Raw genomic sequence first — 16501 nt, 5'->3', positions numbered from 1 at the left:
CAATAAAACGACCATGCTTCGATCGAGGGGCTAGGAAGATCGGATTGCAGTGAAACAACTATCTGACTCCTAATTATCGATTTTAGCGAAGTGTTTCTCGAACCACAAGCCAGCGGCAATTACGCCAATTCCGCACAATACAAATACAAAAGATTTGAGCAACAATTCTGTGTTATATTCAAAGACTCGACTGATAATTTGCAACGTTATCAATACCATTCCTCCCCAAAAACTCTGACGGTTTCCTAAAGCTAAACCTTCTCGGATTAAACCGACTGCGAGCAGAAATGATAAAACATTAAACAGAAAAGTTGCTAATTGAGGAATTGGAGTAAAAGTCAGGTGAAAAAACGGTATGAAAGCGCTGGCGAGAATGAAAAGTGCGATCGCACCTGTAGTCAAATTCACTGCTTTTTGCGTGCGGCGGCCCATCTCCAAACGTCCCAAATGCAGCCACTCCAACACCGCTAAACCACCCAAAACAGCGACATTTGCCAACAAAACCCAATCAGGCCCGGTTTGTCTAGGTGTCGGCGAATCTTGCCAAAACCAGTGGAAAGACAGAAAGTAAAACAGACCGGCGAAGTACAGCAGTGCTAAACTGCGGGCGGTAGGTTGAAACAGTCTGCTGTGCAACTTCGGCCACATCGCATCGTCGTATCCCCACAGCAAAGCGGGCGCTAAACCACAAAATATTGCTGCACCCCAGCCGCCATCTGCTGCTTGGGCAATAGAAACTTGTAATGAGAAAATTATGGCGATCGCACCTATAGCAAAAATAACACGCGATCGACACCAATAAGCCAACGGCACAAACATCAAACTCGCAGCCATTGGCATTTGTCGCACCAAAACTTCCAGCCAAGAAAACTCAACTTTAGAAGACCAATCTAACACCGCCAACCAATAGCCGAAACCGATTAAAAGTGCGGACAAAACACCCAACGAAGTCAACCGCAAACTGTAAGCCATTCCCAACACTCCGATTCCCCAAACTAGGAAAAGTCCGTAGGAAGAACCGCCGATGTGGAACATTTGCGCCATCAGCGCCATATTTGCTCCTAAAATCAGAGCTCCTAACAGTAACAATCCTTCACCAAGCAGTTTGTTTCGCCCTTTTGTGACGGGTAAAATACTTTGATTTGAGCTTTTGTTTTGGGAAGGGGGAATGCGCCACAAATAGAAACCCGCCACATTGACTGCAACGAAAACGCTCAGCAGCATTGCAACTCTCACTTCGCGCGACCAAACTTGCCAGTTTGCTGCTACAAAGGTGATGACTCCTATACCTAGAAGTATGCTCCCCAAGCCGATGAGAATGCTCAGAAATTGGTTGCGGGAAGCGGTTTCGAGAGTGTGAAATTGATATCGTTCCGAAAGTTGTTGGTAGAGAGATTTGTCGATGAGTCCTTCTGCTTCCCAGAGTTTGGCTTCTGCGCGCAACTCGCGCCGAAATTTATCTGAAATCATTTTCAATATTCCAGAGTGTTTTAACTGTGATTGTTATAATAATGTCACTTGTCGGTCGATTGTCGGTGGATGTTGGGACACCTGCTGAAGTTGCACAGGAGTGTTTGAAGACAGTAAACTTGAATTGCTTAAATTGTTGACTGATAGACTAACCGCAGATTGAAGGCAGATAAACACGGATAAACGCGGATGTTTTTAAGATAGTTGGCGATTTTGGCAATTCCAGTATATGATTGGTTTATAGTGATTTTCAAAGGTATTGCTAGAGCGAGAGATAAGGCAAAATCTCTTGAAATTATCTGCGTTCATCCGTGTTCATCTGCTTTACATCTGCGGTGGTTCTAAACTTGATTTAAATTCCAATCATAGGGTAAAAAAACGATCGCCCATTCATCGCTTACACCCACCTCCGGGCCCAAATAACCGCCCACATAGGCAGCTACCGAACCCGCATTCTTGACAAAATCCTCGCCGTACCACTCAAAAATCTTGCTCAAATAAAGCGTCTTTTTCCCAGCATCGTACCGCACTTTATCGGGATTCTTGATAAAACTATTCGCATCCGTCTCCAGTTGAGTTCGCACAGACTCGGGGAAGTAAGCGCCGCGGCGCAACAACGGACATCCGACGGAAGCGCAAACTAAGGCAAAATGAATGCGCGCTTCGGCAAATTCCGGGCGCAAAATAGCGTGTTCGATTTGATTGAGGCTGTACTTTTTGCCGCCAATAATTGAATTTGAACGGGTGAAGAATTCCAGAAAACCCAGCCAGTTGGGGATTCCTAAAATTTTGGGACGGATGGACGCGATCGGGTATACTTCGATTACTTGGGAAATTGCGATCGCATTGTACGCATTCAACCACAGCGCCAACCGCGCATCCACATCCGTCATAGCAGCTAAATCTACATCTGCCAAAGTTCCCAGCCAATTGCTCAAAACCTCCGCCCCTTCAGCTTTCCAGCGCCGGTAATTGACGCGGCCGAAATCGTCAACGTAGCATTTTAGCAACTCGTCCCAAGTCGAAAAGTCGATCGAATTTATCATTAAGTAGAAGGGAGAAAGAAGAAGGAAGAAGGAAGAAGGAAGAAGGGAGAAGGGAGAAGTAAGAAGTAAGAAGGAGGGAAAAGAGATACACAGCCAGCTTTTTAGCTATCCGTATTTCACGTTTAATTAGATCGATTTACCAGCAAGAATTGGTTGAAAGCCGGAACCCTTTGAGGGAGAAATTAAACTCAAACTATTCATTACTCCAATCCTCTTCGTTTTAGGTAGAAGTCGCTTTCCAACTATCAACTGTCCCAGGTCAACTGTCAACTGTCAACTGTTGAATTACTGTCCACATTCTAAAGCCGACATTGCTTTAGCTTGGGGTTTTATTTATTGTACACTTATTTTCTTTTAACTCTTGTGTGGTAGCCTTCGACGCTGCCCAAAAGTTCAATTTAAGTGTACAGCCTTTCTCAAATAAATGAGGTATGCCCTATGCCCTATGCCCTATGCCCTATGCCCTATTAGCAGCTCATGTTACACCAGAAAGGCGATACAACAGCTTATTTAATACTACCGTCAACCCAAGTAGCCCCTTTCAGCTTAGCATTTTCCAAATTGGCCCCCGTCAAATCGGCTCCGGTCAAATTAGCCTCAGTCAAATCAGCACCTGCTAAATTAGCTTGCCGCAAAGAAGCCCCGCTGAGTGAAGCCCCACTCAAATTTGCCCCGGATAAATTAGCCTCCCTGAGATTCGATCCTCTCAAATCTGCCCCTTGCAAATCGGCATTTGCTAAACTCGCTTGCTGAAGGGGAATGCTTCTCAAATCGCATCCCGGACATTGGTTAGTTTGCAGCAACTGGTTGATTTGCTGGGGGTTCCCTGCAATCACCGCTGTAGCCAGCCCGAATATCAGTCCAAATGAAATCGCTCCTAAAGTTACAGATTTCATAGTCTTTACCTTCTACAATTATAAAAGATTCTTAATTTAAACTTCAACGGCGATCGGTTTATTCCGGCACAACACCAATCCCACTTTCTGATGTTAATTTGTAATTTTTCGTTACCAAACAAACCAACTATGAGCGATCGCACAAATTTTTTTGATAAACTGTTAGCGGCTGTTGAAATCAATCAAAGTCTGCTGTATTTAGCCCTCGACCCAGACCCGGAAACCTTGCCAGCACTGGTTTCGATGACTGTCGAGGAAACTCAAAGTTTTGTAACTGATTTGTTGAAAAGGCTCAAAAGTGCGATCGACCAAACAGCCGATTTAATCTGCGCCTGCAAAATCACCCTCGGTTTTTATCAATCTCTCGGCATTCCCGGCTGGCAACTGCTGCAACAAATATTAACAATTATTCCAGAACACATACCAGTAATTTTAGATGCCAAACACAGCGATTTAAACACCAGCACGGTGTTTGCCAAAACCGTATTTCAAGACTGGCAATTTGACGCTGTTACCTTAAGTCCTTACGCGGGATTCGATGAAGTAGCGCCATTTTTATTATATCCCGGAAAAACAGTCTTTGTCCTCTGTGCCACGGCCAACCCGTCAGCCGCCGAATTGCAAGAATATCCGACACCAGAAAACCCTTTCTACTTGCAATTAGTCCGAGTATCTCAGACTTGGGGAACTCCCGAAAAGCTGGGTTTAGCAGTAGGAGTAATGCCGGATATGTTGGCGCGAATCCGCAAAGCTGCTCCCGAACGGCTGATTTTAGTTGAAGGAGACATCGCCGGAGAAAATCACTTGACAGAAGAAAACGACCTCGCGCAACTGCTGGCGGCCGGTTTAAGCAAGAATGGTGAGGGTTTATTGCTGCCAGTCCCCCCAAGTTTGTTGGCGGGGAAAGAGCCACGCCGAGAAATTGAGAAATTACGGGATAATATTAACAAAGAGAGGCTGCGCGCGATCGAAGGAAGTCCGACTTGCGAATTGTGGCTACCGGATGTTTGCTTTTTGCAACCGGAACCCAACCGCGATTTAATCTTGCAACTTTATGACATTGGCTGCGTAGTTTTTGGCGACCACGTACAAGCATCGGGCGCTGTATTTCCATATTACATTGACTTGCGAAAAATCATTTCAACTCCACAAATTTTCCATCAAATTGTCAGCGCCTACGCAGACATTCTCAAAGACTTAAAATTCGATCGCATTGCGGGCATTCCCTACGGTTCTTTACCTACAGCAACGGGTTTAGCATTGCGAATGGAACGCCCGATGATTTTCCCGCGCAAGGAAGTGAAAACCTACGGTGCGGGTAAGTTAATTGAGGGGCATTTTCAGGCTGGAGAAACGATTGTCGTAGTCGATGATATTTTGATTAGCGGTAAAAGCGTGATGGAAGGTGCGGGGAAGTTAAAATCTGCGGGGTTGAATGTGGAAGATATTGTGGTTTTGATTGACCACGAACAGGGAGTGAAAGATAAATTGAAGGCTAACGGTTATCGCGCACATTCTGTGCTAGCACTTTCTGAAATAGCTGAGATTTTGTATCAAGCAAATCGCATTGATACCGAACAATTTAATATGTTGACAGCCGAAGGCTAAGTCACAATTGTTGTAGGGGCGGGTTCGCCGACATCTATGAAAACCATAAACAATCTCATAAACCCGCCCTCCTTCGCCGTTATTTAAAGCAACATTTAATCTTAAAAAATTGGGTACATTTGTATTGTTTGTTGGGTGGGAAGCGTTTATGGAATTCTCGATTTTTGCCGTTAAATTTTGGGGAATTCGCCCCCTAGAAGTCGGGAATTTTTTATCATGTTTTTAGGACACATTTGGGTACATTTGTATTGTTTGTTGGGCGGGGGCGGGTTTTTTTAGGACACATTTGGGTACATTTGTATTGTTTGTTGGGCGGGGGCGGGTTTATGAAATTCTCGATTTTTGCCGTTGAATTTGGGTGAACCCGCCCCTACAATGTTTTGTATTGTTTGTTGGGCGGGGGCAGGTTTATGAAATTCTCGATTAACCTTGCAAAACTTCAATTAAAGCCTCGCCCATCGCCCGACAACCGACCAGTTTCATACCTTCCGACATGATATCACCAGTGCGATAACCTCGATCCAAAACTGCCACAACCGCTTGCTCAATTTTATCAGCAGCTTCGGGCTGACTTAAGGCGTAGCGCAACATCATTGCAGCGCTTAAAACTTGGGCGATGGGATTAGCTTTATCTTGTCCGGCGATATCCGGCGCGGAACCGTGTACTGGTTCAAAAACTCCCGGGCCGCTTGCACCCAAACTCGCAGAAGGCAACATTCCAATACTACCAGTTAGCATCGCCGCCGCATCCGAAAGAATGTCGCCGAATAAGTTACCCGTGACAATTGTATCGAACTGTTTCGGCCAGCGAATTAACTGCATGGCTGCGTTGTCAACATAAAGGTGAGAAAGTTCCACATCGGGGTATTCTGAAGAAAGGGCAATTATACGATCGCGCCACAGTTGCGAAACATCCAAAACATTCGCCTTATCAACCGAACACAGCCTTTTTCCGCGCTTCCGGGCCGTCTCAAAAGCCACGCGCCCGATGCGGTCAATTTCCGACTCGGTGTAAGCCATCGTATTCACACCGCGTTTTTCCCCGGTTTCCGTCTCAAAAATGCCTTTTGGCTTGCCGAAATAAATGCCGCCAGTGAGTTCGCGGATCACCATAATATCCACACCTTCGACAACTTCTTTTTTTAAAGAAGAAGCATCAACCAACTGCGGTAAAATAGTTGCAGGACGCAAATTTGCAAACAATCCCAATCCGGCGCGCAGTCCTAACAATCCAGTTTCCGGACGCTGTTCGCGGGGCAAATTGTCCCACTTGTAACCGCCGATAGCTGCTAATAATATCGCATCGCTGTTGCGGCACTTTTCCAAAGTTTCTTCCGGTAGCGGATTGCCTGTGGCGTCAATAGCAGCGCCGCCCATTAATGCTTCTTGAAATTCAAAGCCGATGTCCAATTGTTTGCCGACAAGTTTCAGGACATCTACCGCTACAGCGATAATTTCAGGGCCGATGCCGTCTCCTGGTAAAAGAGTGATGCGGTAGTTTTGAGTCATATCGATTTAGGAGTTTTGATTTGAGATTTGAGATTGAGAGTTAAGGGGAATTCTTTGGCAATCCAAGACATTCTCACAAGGCTATAATCATATCAGGATAAGCAACCTCAGAATTCATTATGACATTCCCGACTTACCCGCCTGCTCAAGCTGAACCGCCTCTAGACCCCCGGCAGAGTTTGCCAACAATGTATGATTTACCTAGCGAAGACCCAAAGGATCCCGGTTTGCCTGATACATTTCATTTAGATCAGCCGCAACTCTTGGAATTCACGTTTTTGCCACCTGGATGGGATGCGGAGCAAGTATTTACAGCCAGCGACCTAAATTTGTATTACGATGCAACACAGCCGCGCTGGCATAAACGCCCGGATTGGTTTGCTGCGGTGGGTGTGCCCAGGCTTTATCAAGGGCGCGATATGCGTTTGAGTTATGTAGTTTGGCAAGAACGGGTAAATCCGTTTGTGGTGGTGGAATTGCTATCGCCGAGAACTGAGGATGAAGATTTGGGCCGGACTGTTCAGCAAGCTGGGGAACCGCCGACTAAGTGGCAAGTTTACGAACAAATTTTGCGGATTCCTTACTATTTTGTGTTCAGTCGCTACACGGATGAATTGCAAGCTTTTCATCTTGTAGGTGGTCATTATGAACCGGCAGAATTAATGGATGGGCGGTTATTTATTCCTGAGTTGCAGTTGAGTTTAGGGTGGTGGCAAGGCACTTATAAGAGTATGAATCGTTTGTGGTTGCGGTGGTTTACGGCCGAAGGAGGGTTGATTTTGAGTCCGGGTGAAAGGGCAACTGCTGCGGAACGGCAACTGATAGAATATCAACAGCAACTTATAGAATCTCAACAGCGAGAGGAAAGGCTAGCGGCGCGGTTGCGGGAATTAGGTATCGATCCTGAACAGTTGGTTTAATAGTCCCGCACTCAGCCCTGGTGAAACCGTTTCTTGGTATATTTATCGTAAGCTGTCGCACATTTAAATTGTATATTCAGGGCGGGCGGGACGCCCACCCCACTCATTGTCTGATTTTTTTGAGATGCAATTTAAATGCAGAACAGCTTAATAAACGCAAATTTTCTGAGAAACCGGGCTTCTAGTCATCCGTAAGTCCTGTTTGAGTATTCCAAAAGCAGGCGCGGCGCAGCTATCGGGATCTTAATCGCCCATAACCGCTTTTCAACTCCTCGCATCCGTGCAACAAGATTGAAATAAAATAACAAAAGTTCGATCGCACGCACGTACAAAAAATCGGCAAGGAGTCGCACCAGTGACAGACGGGGAAAGCACACCAACATCAGCACAGATTGACAATCGAGACTATTCATGGCCCTTTTGGCCAATTGTTCCAATGTATCCCTACAGCAGGCGACGGACAATCCGCAAGGAAATAGTCAAGGACAAAATCTGGACTTTTGACCAACTACAAGGCATTTTCTACGTCATTGTGCCGATTCGGATGACAGTCATCAAACTCGAATCCGAAGGCCTTCTCGTCTACGCCCCCGTCGCGCCGACTCCTGAGTGCATCCGCTTGCTAAACGAGTTAGTCGCAGAACATGGCGAGGTTAAGTATATCCTGCTGACAACGGTTTCGGGCATCGAACATAAGGTATTTGTCGGCCCCTTTGCGAGGTGTTTTCCCGAAGCGCAGGTGTTTGTCACTCCCAAGCAATGGAGTTTTCCGCTAAATTTGCCGCTGAGTTGGCTGGGTTTGCCCGGTAAACGCACCTCTGTACTGCCTTTGGATAGCAGCAACACGCCCCTTGCAGATGAATTTGATTGGGCAATCCTGGGCCCGCTGAACCTCGGTTTAGGCTTTTTTGCGGAAGTTGCGTTATTTCACAGGGAATCGCGCACGCTAATGTTAACAGATTCTGTGGTTTCGATTCCCGAAAACCCGCCCGCGATTCTCCAACTCGACTCGTACCCGCTGCTATTTCACGCCAAAGACACCGCTTTGGATGTGGTGGCAGACACCCAGGAAAATCGATGCAAAGGGTGGCAGAGAATCGCCTTATTTGCGATGTATTTTCGCCCTAGCGTGTTGGAGGTGCCGCCGTGGTCGGGGGTGTTAGCCAGCGCCCTGAAAGCGCCAGAGCGATCGAGAAAAGCTTATTTTGGATTGTATCCGTTTAAGTGGCAAACTGATTGGGTGCGATCGTTCGAGGCTTTGCGCGGAGGAGGGCGGTTGTTGGTAGCGCCGGTGTTGCAGACTCTGATTCTCAACCGCGCGCCGAGGGAAACTCTCGATTGGGTGGATAAAGTCGCGAGTTGGGACTTTGATCGGATTGTACCTTGTCACTTCGATCCCGCGATCGACTGCAAGCCCCGCGAATTTCGCCAAGCATTCTCATTTCTGGAAAAACACTCGGTTGGTAATTCTTTACCGGAAGATGATTTTAAATTGCTGAGGGATATTGATGCTGGTTTGAATAAAACTGGTTTGGTTCCGCCTGCAAAAGAGAAGGTTTAATCTGATATTTTTGACAATTCTGAATAAGCTGTTTGAGCACAAACAAGATGCCTGTTGCACTCAAAAATTCAACTATTGTGGAACGGGCATCTTGCCCGTTCCGGCTAGAAGCCCATCGCCAAGATAAAACCCTTAACAATTACTGGAAATTTATTCATTTATCTCATTAAATCATTAATCAACTCATCCACCTTCAAAAGTTCTTGAATAATTTGCTCTACCCTCTGCAATTCATTTATGGGATTGAGAACTCTAATAGTTGTTGGGGATGTAGCTGAAGTATGGACTGCAACACCTCTGTCTTCCCCAAAGGTATTCATAGTAGCCAGCCAAAAAATATTTAGATTCTCGGAATTGATTCCTATTGGCAAAAGCAACGACAGAATATTAGCTTCTTTTATTCCATGATTCTGGTCAATGATTCGCTTAAAACTATTAATAGCTAAATCTATCTTTTTGTTGATTTTTATTTTCTCATCCGGTATTTTTTTAGCTGGCTTTGTTGGACTTAGTGTATCTGGTGGTAATTCCATCATTTGACCGGAAAAGGCAAGCAAACATATCAAAGTACAGCAAGTCTTACCCTGACTGTCCCAATTGTTTTTAGCATTAAGGGCTGCTTCCCAAACTCTATCCTCTAGATAAGCTTCAATTTCGGCATGAGCTAAAACTCTGTAGGCAAGAGTTAAGGCTAACTGTCTGGGGGAATAAAAATGTCCGGGCTTAATCTTAGGAATGAATTGTTTTTTTAACCTATTCAACTCCTTAGTTAGAGTACGAAATCTGACGGATTTTGGCATACTGCTTAAGAACTTACCACAACCCGTTAAAGATAATGCGGTTATCTGCGAGTTCGGGGACATAAAACTCTAAATTTAAAACCTTTCGCAAAGTTTTGCCCCACAGTGAGAGACGAGTATGAGTTTCGCGAATGCTAGTTGTTCTTTTCTCAACAGCGTCTCTGAATTCGCTATTAGGGGACGAACATAACTCTTTAAAAGCATTTTCTACTCGCTCCTTATTATTCTTAGCAGCTTGTCCTATCTCGGGATATGAAAAATAAAAAACCATTACATCTAAAATAGCTCGATTCATTTTTTTGCGGTAAGTATTAGAAGTGTTAGACCATACGCGAAATATATTTTCTTCTCCAAATATTGCAATGGTTGTTTGCACCGCGTTCTCAAATTCGCTAACTGTATCTTCGATCTCGATTTTTCGTTCGTCCCAATTATTGTTGAGTTTTTCGCAGGTCATGTCCAGGAATTTTTTAAGATTCCCGCGATAATCGGATAAAAAATAATATAAGGCTACATACCGCAGCAACAATTCGACATCGCGCATCCGAGGATCGGGATTTTTTGATTTAAGTATTGTTCTTAAAGCCTGATTTTTAATTGATGCGTCGTCTAAAAAATTGACAAAATCTCCGGGATGCAATGCTTGCCTCAATTCTTGGGGAGATAGCGGAGTATTCTCTAAATTCAGGCGTAAAAAAACTTTGTATAGTAAACTTTCTGTACGCCAGTTTCTAATCAATGTAGTCCGAATAGTTTGAGTGTCGAGTACATTAAGTACGGGACTCAACACAACATCGTTTTTTATATCCTTATAGGTATAACCATTGAGATCGGGTCTAAATTCTAAGTTTACCAAAGCAAAACTATCATTAGGAGTTTCGCTCATTCCATAAAATTGCAGGATGGCAAGCAAGCGTTGCTTGCCATCAAGAACTATAAAATTTCCGCGCCTCTTTTCAGGAGAAGCTAAAACTATTTCTGGAATGGGAAATCCTAGAAAAATTGATTCGATAAACCTACTTTTGCGAGTTATATCCCAAGCATCTCGTCTTTGAAATCTTGGATTGAGTTGAATGTTTTCCCGCATAATTAGATCGAGGATGCTGGTTGTTGTCCAATCAGTGCTACCTACAATGATTTCTGAAATTTCTTTTAATATCGATTGTGGCTTTTCATTAGATTCCAGCTCATCATCTAAATATTCATCTTCTTTATCAAAGATTACTTCTTCTGGTTTTTCCAAGAGTTTTTGTTTGGGCATGACTGTACTCTACTCGTGAGTTTAATTTGGATAGACTATCTATTACCTAAGTATAGCAGAAGTCAAAAGACTGAAGTTGACTCTTGACCGAGAACGAGAGAGTTTTCTTCCCAACTCATAAATTTTGTAACTTCCACAGCGTATTAAACTATTGTCTATTGGTGCGTCGCTGTCATATTTTTCATTTTTATTTGGGATGAGCGATAGCGACGCACCCTACGAATACTGAGGACTTCAGTCCTCACTACAAACCTGACAGCACAAAATCACGATTTTTTTAACTTAAACTCATCAAATTTCACCACTTCCGAGTCTGGTTTCCGCGTATCAAAATAATAGCTACTAACCGTAGCATTCCCCGTGTCAAATATACTAAAAGCCGTAATATCATTACTATCAATATACGGCAATGCCAGCCCATCTTTCCCCAACAAAGGTGCAACTGTTGGCATCACAGGTTCCAATCCGTTCGGATCTCCAATCGCGCTGTAATCCTCCCCATATCCAGGCGGCACAAATCGGCGCTTTCTCCCCGCAAACGCCCCGTAACTGTTACCCACATTGGAAGTCTCTAAAAAGTGCATTCCGCTGGAACTCACAAACCGATTCCACAAATGCGAATGTCCGTACAAAACTAACTGCACGCCCGCCGTTTCTAGCAGCGGCATCACATCCCGAATCAGATAATCTTGCTGTTTCGGATATTCGTAACGCACCATCTTAATCTCGCCGTCCAAAGTGCGATCGACTATTTGCACTGGGTCAGTATAAGCAGGTACAATATTGTCACCCAGAGAATGCGGTGGATGGTGAAACATCACAATTTTATATTTAGCTTGCTGAAATTCCGCACTATATAACTCTTGTTCCAGCCAAGAATATTGAGCGCTACCTTTGGCAATTGGCTCAAAAATATGCTGTCCGTATCCCCATTTTTCAGGACGATCAAAATCTTCGTCCCGTTCCCGATACCTGCCTCTCGCCCCCGGATCTAAATTCGGAGTCCGCCAGATATTCGTAACATACAAAGTCACTAACCGCACGTCTCCAAACGTCACAGCATAATAATTCTTCTCACTTGGTAAACTGAAAATTTCGTTGTAAGTATCACTATTAAAACTATTGTTTTTTAACAAAACATCTTGGTCTTTCATCCCATATTTTTGAGTGAGGTATGGATATATTTTTTCCACAGCAGCGCGGGGAAAAGGGTCATTAAACTGGTCGTTGAGACTGCTGCTAGTTGAAAACCTACCCATAATCTCATGGTTCCCAATCGTCGGAAATATAGGCGCGTGTTGGATCAGTTCGCCACCGCTGTACACGGTTTTGATGCCGTTTTTGTCGATTTCGGAGAAGGCGCGGCCTTGCAAACCGGGGAAAAAAGCGCGGCCTCGGTCGTCGTCGAACCATTCGGAAGCGCGATCGGCTATATTAATTAAATCACCAGCCATGAAAACTGCATCAACTTTATCAATTGTTTGTGCTACTTTCTGGAGATTAGCCGCTGTCATCGGCATCAATTGATGATCGGAAGTAAATAGGATTTTTAGCCCAATTCCCGCTGCTGGTGTCGGAGAAAGGCTGAAAACTTTGCTGCTAACAGATTCACCATCTTTCGTTTCGCTAGTCACTAGATAAGGAATGCGAACACCGGGCATTAAATTAGTAATTTCTGCTTCGTGGCGCCAGATGTGGCGGACAATTGGATTGTTATCAATTATGCCCTGTTTCATTTCATCGGAGATGTGCGAGTCTTTGTCTTCCCGAACCCGGCTTAGCTTGGTAGTATTTGCAGTCGCAATTTTACTCAAGTTTTCGCCGTAAGCAACAATGTTCCGAGTCCCGGAAAATTCGGTAAACCAAACAACTCGCACCGAGTTAGTTGTTGGAAGTTGCAGAAACGGATCGGTTAAAAGTTTTGGTTTGTTGAGGAAAGATTGCATAATCAAACCTAGGAATAGGACAATCAAAATCAAAACAGCAAAAAACCACAGGTTGCGAGAAGAACCTTGGGGTATTTCTAATTTATCGGGCAATGGTGTTAACATAAGTTATTGTCAGTAGTCTCTAGGGGAAAGTTCAACAGTAAAATATAACTCCCAACCCCAATATATATAAACTGGCCCCCGGTTTGAATTTTAGACTACCAAAGTTATCAAAAAGTTAAGAAATTCTGAGAATATCTCAGATATCACAAACCGGGTGCATCTGACTTTTGAAGAGGGCGAAGCATGACCGCAGATAAGTTATTAGTTATAATCTCATATTGAATGCGGTCATGCTTCGCCCCTACACATATATTTGCCAAACATGAGATGCACCCCACAAACCTCAACTATTAATCTCAAATATAGCGGTTCTCGGAAAGATGAGGTATTCACCAATTCATTAACAATTACAAAATCCCCCAATCCCCAATCCCCCCAATCTAAAATCTAAAATCGAATGACTCACCACCTTCTCAAGGCTAACTGCAAAACCGTACACTTAGGCGGTTTCTCTCCCAAGCTAGAACCTGCTTTAACTGTCGATTCGGGCGATCGCATCGATATCGAAACCTATTCAGGATATTATGTTGCTGACAAGGCCCCGCCGGAATTTTTGACGCCGGAATTTTTAGATATCTGTCAGAATTTACCTGACAACCGCAAAGTCGGCCCGGGCCCGCACTTGCTAACAGGCCCGATTTATGTTAATGGGGCTGAACCCGGAGACGTTTTAGAAATTCACATCGAGGAAGTTTACCCAAGTTTACCAGTAGGATTCAATGCAATTCGCGCTGGTTGGGGAGTTTTACCTGAATATTTTCCTGACCCTAAATTGCGGTTTATTCCCCTAGATTTAGAACAAAAGATTGCGGAATTTCCGGCAAATAGCGGCGTTAAGATTCCCCTGCATCCATTCTTCGGAATTATCGGTGTTGCAGATTTTGAAATCAACCGTTCTTCTATTCCTCCACAACGCTACGGCGGCAATATGGACAATCAGGAATTGCAAGCAGGAACGCGGTTATTTTTACCTATTGCGGTGCGCGGGGGTTTGCTGTCAATCGGCGACGGACATTCGGCACAGGGAGATGGCGAAGTTAATGGTACGGCGATTGAAACTTCGATGAATGGGACTATTCAAATCATCTTGCGTAAGGATTTATTTTATATATTTCCGTTTGCGGAAACTCCTACTCATATTGTAGTTATGGGTTTTGGTCAAACATTAGATGATGCATTTGATATGGCGGTAAAACAGACTGTTAATTGGCTACAAAAATATGCAGGTTTTCAAGAAGAAGATGCCTATGTTTTCTGTTCCCTCGCCGCCAATTTTCGGATTACTCAGGCTGTCAATAATCCCCGCAAAGGAGTTCACGCAATGGTGCCTAAATCGATTTTGCCCAATGTGCAAATTATCGATCGCTAGCCGTGATGTGGTATGATAACAGCCGATCGCCAAAACAACCTCGATCGCGATCGCACAAATTACACATTTTTATCACTGCGGTTCGTCGATCGCGATCGCACCAGCGTTCAAAATTTAGCTTAAGATTGGGATAAGTTGCAAATTCTATCTAAATGGGTTCCATGAAAAACCAGACTGACGATTCTGCAAAACAAGATTTAGTCGATCGGGCTTTTGGAAGTCCAGCCATCCCAGATCCGACAGCGTGGGTGGATGAACATTATTTTCTGGCTAATTTTGCCAATACTCTCGCCCACCTCCAAGAAAATTTATCTGATGAGAGTTGCGAAATCGCCGAGAGTGCTGAGTCTGGCGAGGCGAGATTGTCGCTCGATGCTAAAATTAGAGATATATTGAAAGCTAATTTTAGCGATGACTGTTGGCAGTATGTCGAAAGTTTGTTGTGAGTTCGGTAATATTAATAAATATTTGTAGGTTGATAAATTTTGAGTGTCAATTAAGCTGTTGCAGATTTAAATTGTCTATTTCAACCGATGATTGAAAATCATTAAATTGTCTCCCGTCTTCGCTTCGGACATTCCTTGATAAATTGTAACTTTTTATACTTTAGGTTGGTCGAAAATTAGGGTTGATAGGAATTGCGATCGATCGCAAAAACTCAGCACTTTCTTCGGGTAAAGCAGTATTGATAAACATTCCGCTACCAAGCTCAAACCCAGCCTGCTTGGTCACTCTGGGAATAATGGCGATATACCAGTGGAAGTATTTTGTTGCCTGTTCCGCCGTCGGCACGGAACGAATACTATAGTTGTAATCGGGATTGTTCAATCCGTAATAAAGCTGAGCGAGTACAGTTTTCAAAGTATCAGCCAGATCCGTAATTTCCGCATCAGTAATATCATCAAAGGAAGACGAATGTCGGCGCGGAAAAATCCAGATATGAAACGGTGAAAGTGCAGCGTAAGGAATAAAAGCCACGAAATATTTGCTCTCAAAAATTACTCTTTCACCTGCCGCCAATTCATCTTCCAAAGTCCTGCAAAACAGACATTCTCCCGTATCATCAAAATAGCGAACTGCTGCATCAATGCGGCTGCGAAATTGGCTGGGGACAACGGGCGTCGCTGCTATCTGCGAGTGAGGGTGTTCGAGAGAAGTTCCGGCACTTTCCCCGTGATTTTTGAAGATCACAATTGTTTCAACGTGGGGATATTTTCTAATTTCTAAATAGCGGTGACGGTATACTAAAAGTATGTCCGTTACTTCTTCAACGGTCAACAAAGCAGTCGTCAAATCGTGTCGCGGGTGTTCGACAATTACTTCGTGAAAGCCGATTCCCGACATCATGCGGTGAATTCCCGATGATATCCTGATCCGTTCTGCTGTCGGCGACAGGGCGGGATATTTGTTGCCAATTGCGCGGACTTTCCAGCCGGTGCGATCGCCCAAACGGAATGTTTCTAAGGTTCCGTCTTCCTCGTTACCCACGCAAAATGGGCAGTCGGGGCGGTGTGAGGGTAGGAATGCGGGTATTTTTTTTGTGTTGGCGAATTGGTTGGTAATTAGATTTTGTCTAAGTTCAGACATTTTCTTACCTTTTGTTGCAGGGTTGAGCCGTTTCTTATGGTAAGATAAGAGTTTGCCTGATGTCACGGTAAAATCTAAATTTTTAACAAATCTTGACTTGAATATGTCTGTAAATTTGCCTGTATCCGAACGTCAAATTCAGAAGAAATTCAAACACGCTGCGGATTTTGGTGTTTCAGGCAATTACAATTTGCAGACAGCAGCAGCATTTGCAGCAGCTATTCAAACTCATATCCAGAAACAGGGAGTGCAGGAGATTGAGGGTACTTATCGCAGGCAACCAGTCAAGCACTACTTTGACCCTGCGACTAATTTAAATGTTAGAGTGGACGCAGGAGACAATTTTATTAGCGGCTGGAAACTGAATTCTGCCCAAATTGCTGAATTAAGTGCGACTGGAGATATTGGAGGTGGATAAATATG

The 16501-nt window shown here is 44.2% G+C and carries 15 protein-coding genes; 6 read left to right on the top strand and 9 right to left on the bottom strand.

Annotated elements, in window-relative coordinates; all coding sequences use genetic code 11:
* Positions 1-69 precede the first annotated feature (69 nt).
* The 3 genes from JGK20_RS21900 to JGK20_RS21890 form a co-directional block, all read right to left on the bottom strand.
* Positions 70-1470 carry a DUF2157 domain-containing protein gene (locus JGK20_RS21900; RefSeq protein ID WP_293232148.1) on the bottom strand — a complete coding sequence of 467 codons (1401 nt, stop codon included), beginning with the start codon at positions 1468-1470 and terminating at the stop codon, positions 70-72.
* 341 nt (positions 1471-1811) lie between these two features.
* Complete coding sequence (locus tag JGK20_RS21895; RefSeq protein WP_293197959.1) at positions 1812-2516, bottom strand: DUF547 domain-containing protein; 705 nt, start codon at positions 2514-2516, stop codon at positions 1812-1814.
* Positions 2517-3022: 506 nt separating this feature from the next.
* Positions 3023-3412 carry a pentapeptide repeat-containing protein gene (locus JGK20_RS21890; RefSeq protein ID WP_293184043.1) on the bottom strand — a complete coding sequence of 130 codons (390 nt, stop codon included), beginning with the start codon at positions 3410-3412 and terminating at the stop codon, positions 3023-3025.
* A 129-nt stretch (positions 3413-3541) separates the two neighbouring features.
* Here JGK20_RS21890 and JGK20_RS21885 point away from each other — a divergent pair, with 129 nt between their 5' ends.
* Positions 3542-5020, top strand: coding sequence for a bifunctional orotidine-5'-phosphate decarboxylase/orotate phosphoribosyltransferase (locus tag JGK20_RS21885; protein ID WP_293232146.1), 1479 nt, complete (start codon positions 3542-3544; stop codon positions 5018-5020).
* A 423-nt stretch (positions 5021-5443) separates the two neighbouring features.
* Here the strand turns inward: JGK20_RS21885 and leuB are convergent, their stop codons facing one another.
* Positions 5444-6529 carry a 3-isopropylmalate dehydrogenase gene (gene leuB, locus JGK20_RS21880; protein ID WP_293184039.1) on the bottom strand — a complete coding sequence of 362 codons (1086 nt, stop codon included), beginning with the start codon at positions 6527-6529 and terminating at the stop codon, positions 5444-5446.
* A gap of 119 nt (positions 6530-6648) precedes the next feature.
* Between leuB and JGK20_RS21875 the strand changes: the two genes are divergently transcribed.
* Positions 6649-7449 carry a Uma2 family endonuclease gene (locus tag JGK20_RS21875; protein WP_293232144.1) on the top strand — a complete coding sequence of 267 codons (801 nt, stop codon included), beginning with the start codon at positions 6649-6651 and terminating at the stop codon, positions 7447-7449.
* Positions 7450-7634: 185 nt separating this feature from the next.
* Here the strand turns inward: JGK20_RS21875 and JGK20_RS21870 are convergent, their stop codons facing one another.
* Entirely contained in the window at positions 7635-7862 is a 228-nt protein-coding gene (locus JGK20_RS21870) for a hypothetical protein (RefSeq protein ID WP_293184072.1), read from the bottom strand.
* Between the two features lie 23 nt (positions 7863-7885).
* On the opposite strand from JGK20_RS21870, the gene JGK20_RS21865 reads away from it, so the two are divergent.
* The gene (locus JGK20_RS21865) at positions 7886-9010 is read left to right on the top strand and encodes a DUF4336 domain-containing protein (protein WP_366039301.1); all 1125 of its coding nucleotides are present in this window, start codon (positions 7886-7888) and stop codon (positions 9008-9010) included.
* Positions 9011-9168: 158 nt separating this feature from the next.
* Here the strand turns inward: JGK20_RS21865 and JGK20_RS21860 are convergent, their stop codons facing one another.
* From JGK20_RS21860 to JGK20_RS21850, 3 genes are all read right to left on the bottom strand, one after another.
* On the bottom strand, positions 9169-9810 hold the full coding sequence (locus JGK20_RS21860) for a HEPN domain-containing protein (RefSeq protein WP_293184031.1): 642 nt from the start codon (positions 9808-9810) through the stop codon (positions 9169-9171).
* Positions 9811-9823: 13 nt separating this feature from the next.
* Complete coding sequence (locus JGK20_RS21855) at positions 9824-11071, bottom strand: DUF262 domain-containing protein (RefSeq protein ID WP_293207565.1); 1248 nt, start codon at positions 11069-11071, stop codon at positions 9824-9826.
* A gap of 266 nt (positions 11072-11337) precedes the next feature.
* Positions 11338-13122 (bottom strand): metallophosphoesterase family protein, encoded by a 1785-nt coding sequence (locus tag JGK20_RS21850; protein ID WP_293232142.1) that lies wholly within the window; start codon positions 13120-13122, stop codon positions 11338-11340.
* A 397-nt stretch (positions 13123-13519) separates the two neighbouring features.
* On the opposite strand from JGK20_RS21850, the gene JGK20_RS21845 reads away from it, so the two are divergent.
* Together JGK20_RS21845 and JGK20_RS21840 are read left to right on the top strand one after the other, a co-directional pair.
* On the top strand, positions 13520-14491 hold the full coding sequence (locus tag JGK20_RS21845) for an acetamidase/formamidase family protein (protein ID WP_293225465.1): 972 nt from the start codon (positions 13520-13522) through the stop codon (positions 14489-14491).
* A gap of 152 nt (positions 14492-14643) precedes the next feature.
* On the top strand, positions 14644-14937 hold the full coding sequence (locus JGK20_RS21840) for a hypothetical protein (protein WP_293232140.1): 294 nt from the start codon (positions 14644-14646) through the stop codon (positions 14935-14937).
* Positions 14938-15097: 160 nt separating this feature from the next.
* Here JGK20_RS21840 and JGK20_RS21835 read toward each other — a convergent pair whose 3' ends face one another.
* Positions 15098-16144, bottom strand: a complete 1047-nt coding sequence (locus tag JGK20_RS21835; protein ID WP_293232138.1) for a DUF4931 domain-containing protein — start codon at positions 16142-16144, stop codon at positions 15098-15100.
* Positions 16145-16181: 37 nt separating this feature from the next.
* On the opposite strand from JGK20_RS21835, the gene JGK20_RS21830 reads away from it, so the two are divergent.
* On the top strand, positions 16182-16496 hold the full coding sequence (locus tag JGK20_RS21830) for a colicin D domain-containing protein (RefSeq protein WP_293232136.1): 315 nt from the start codon (positions 16182-16184) through the stop codon (positions 16494-16496).
* Positions 16497-16501 lie beyond the last annotated feature (5 nt).

The organism is Microcoleus sp. PH2017_05_CCC_O_A, from assembly GCF_020738785.1.
GTDB lineage: Bacteria > Cyanobacteriota > Cyanobacteriia > Cyanobacteriales > Microcoleaceae > Microcoleus.
Note: the sequence above shows the minus strand (reverse complement) of the source record. Positions and strands in the feature narration are given on the sequence as shown.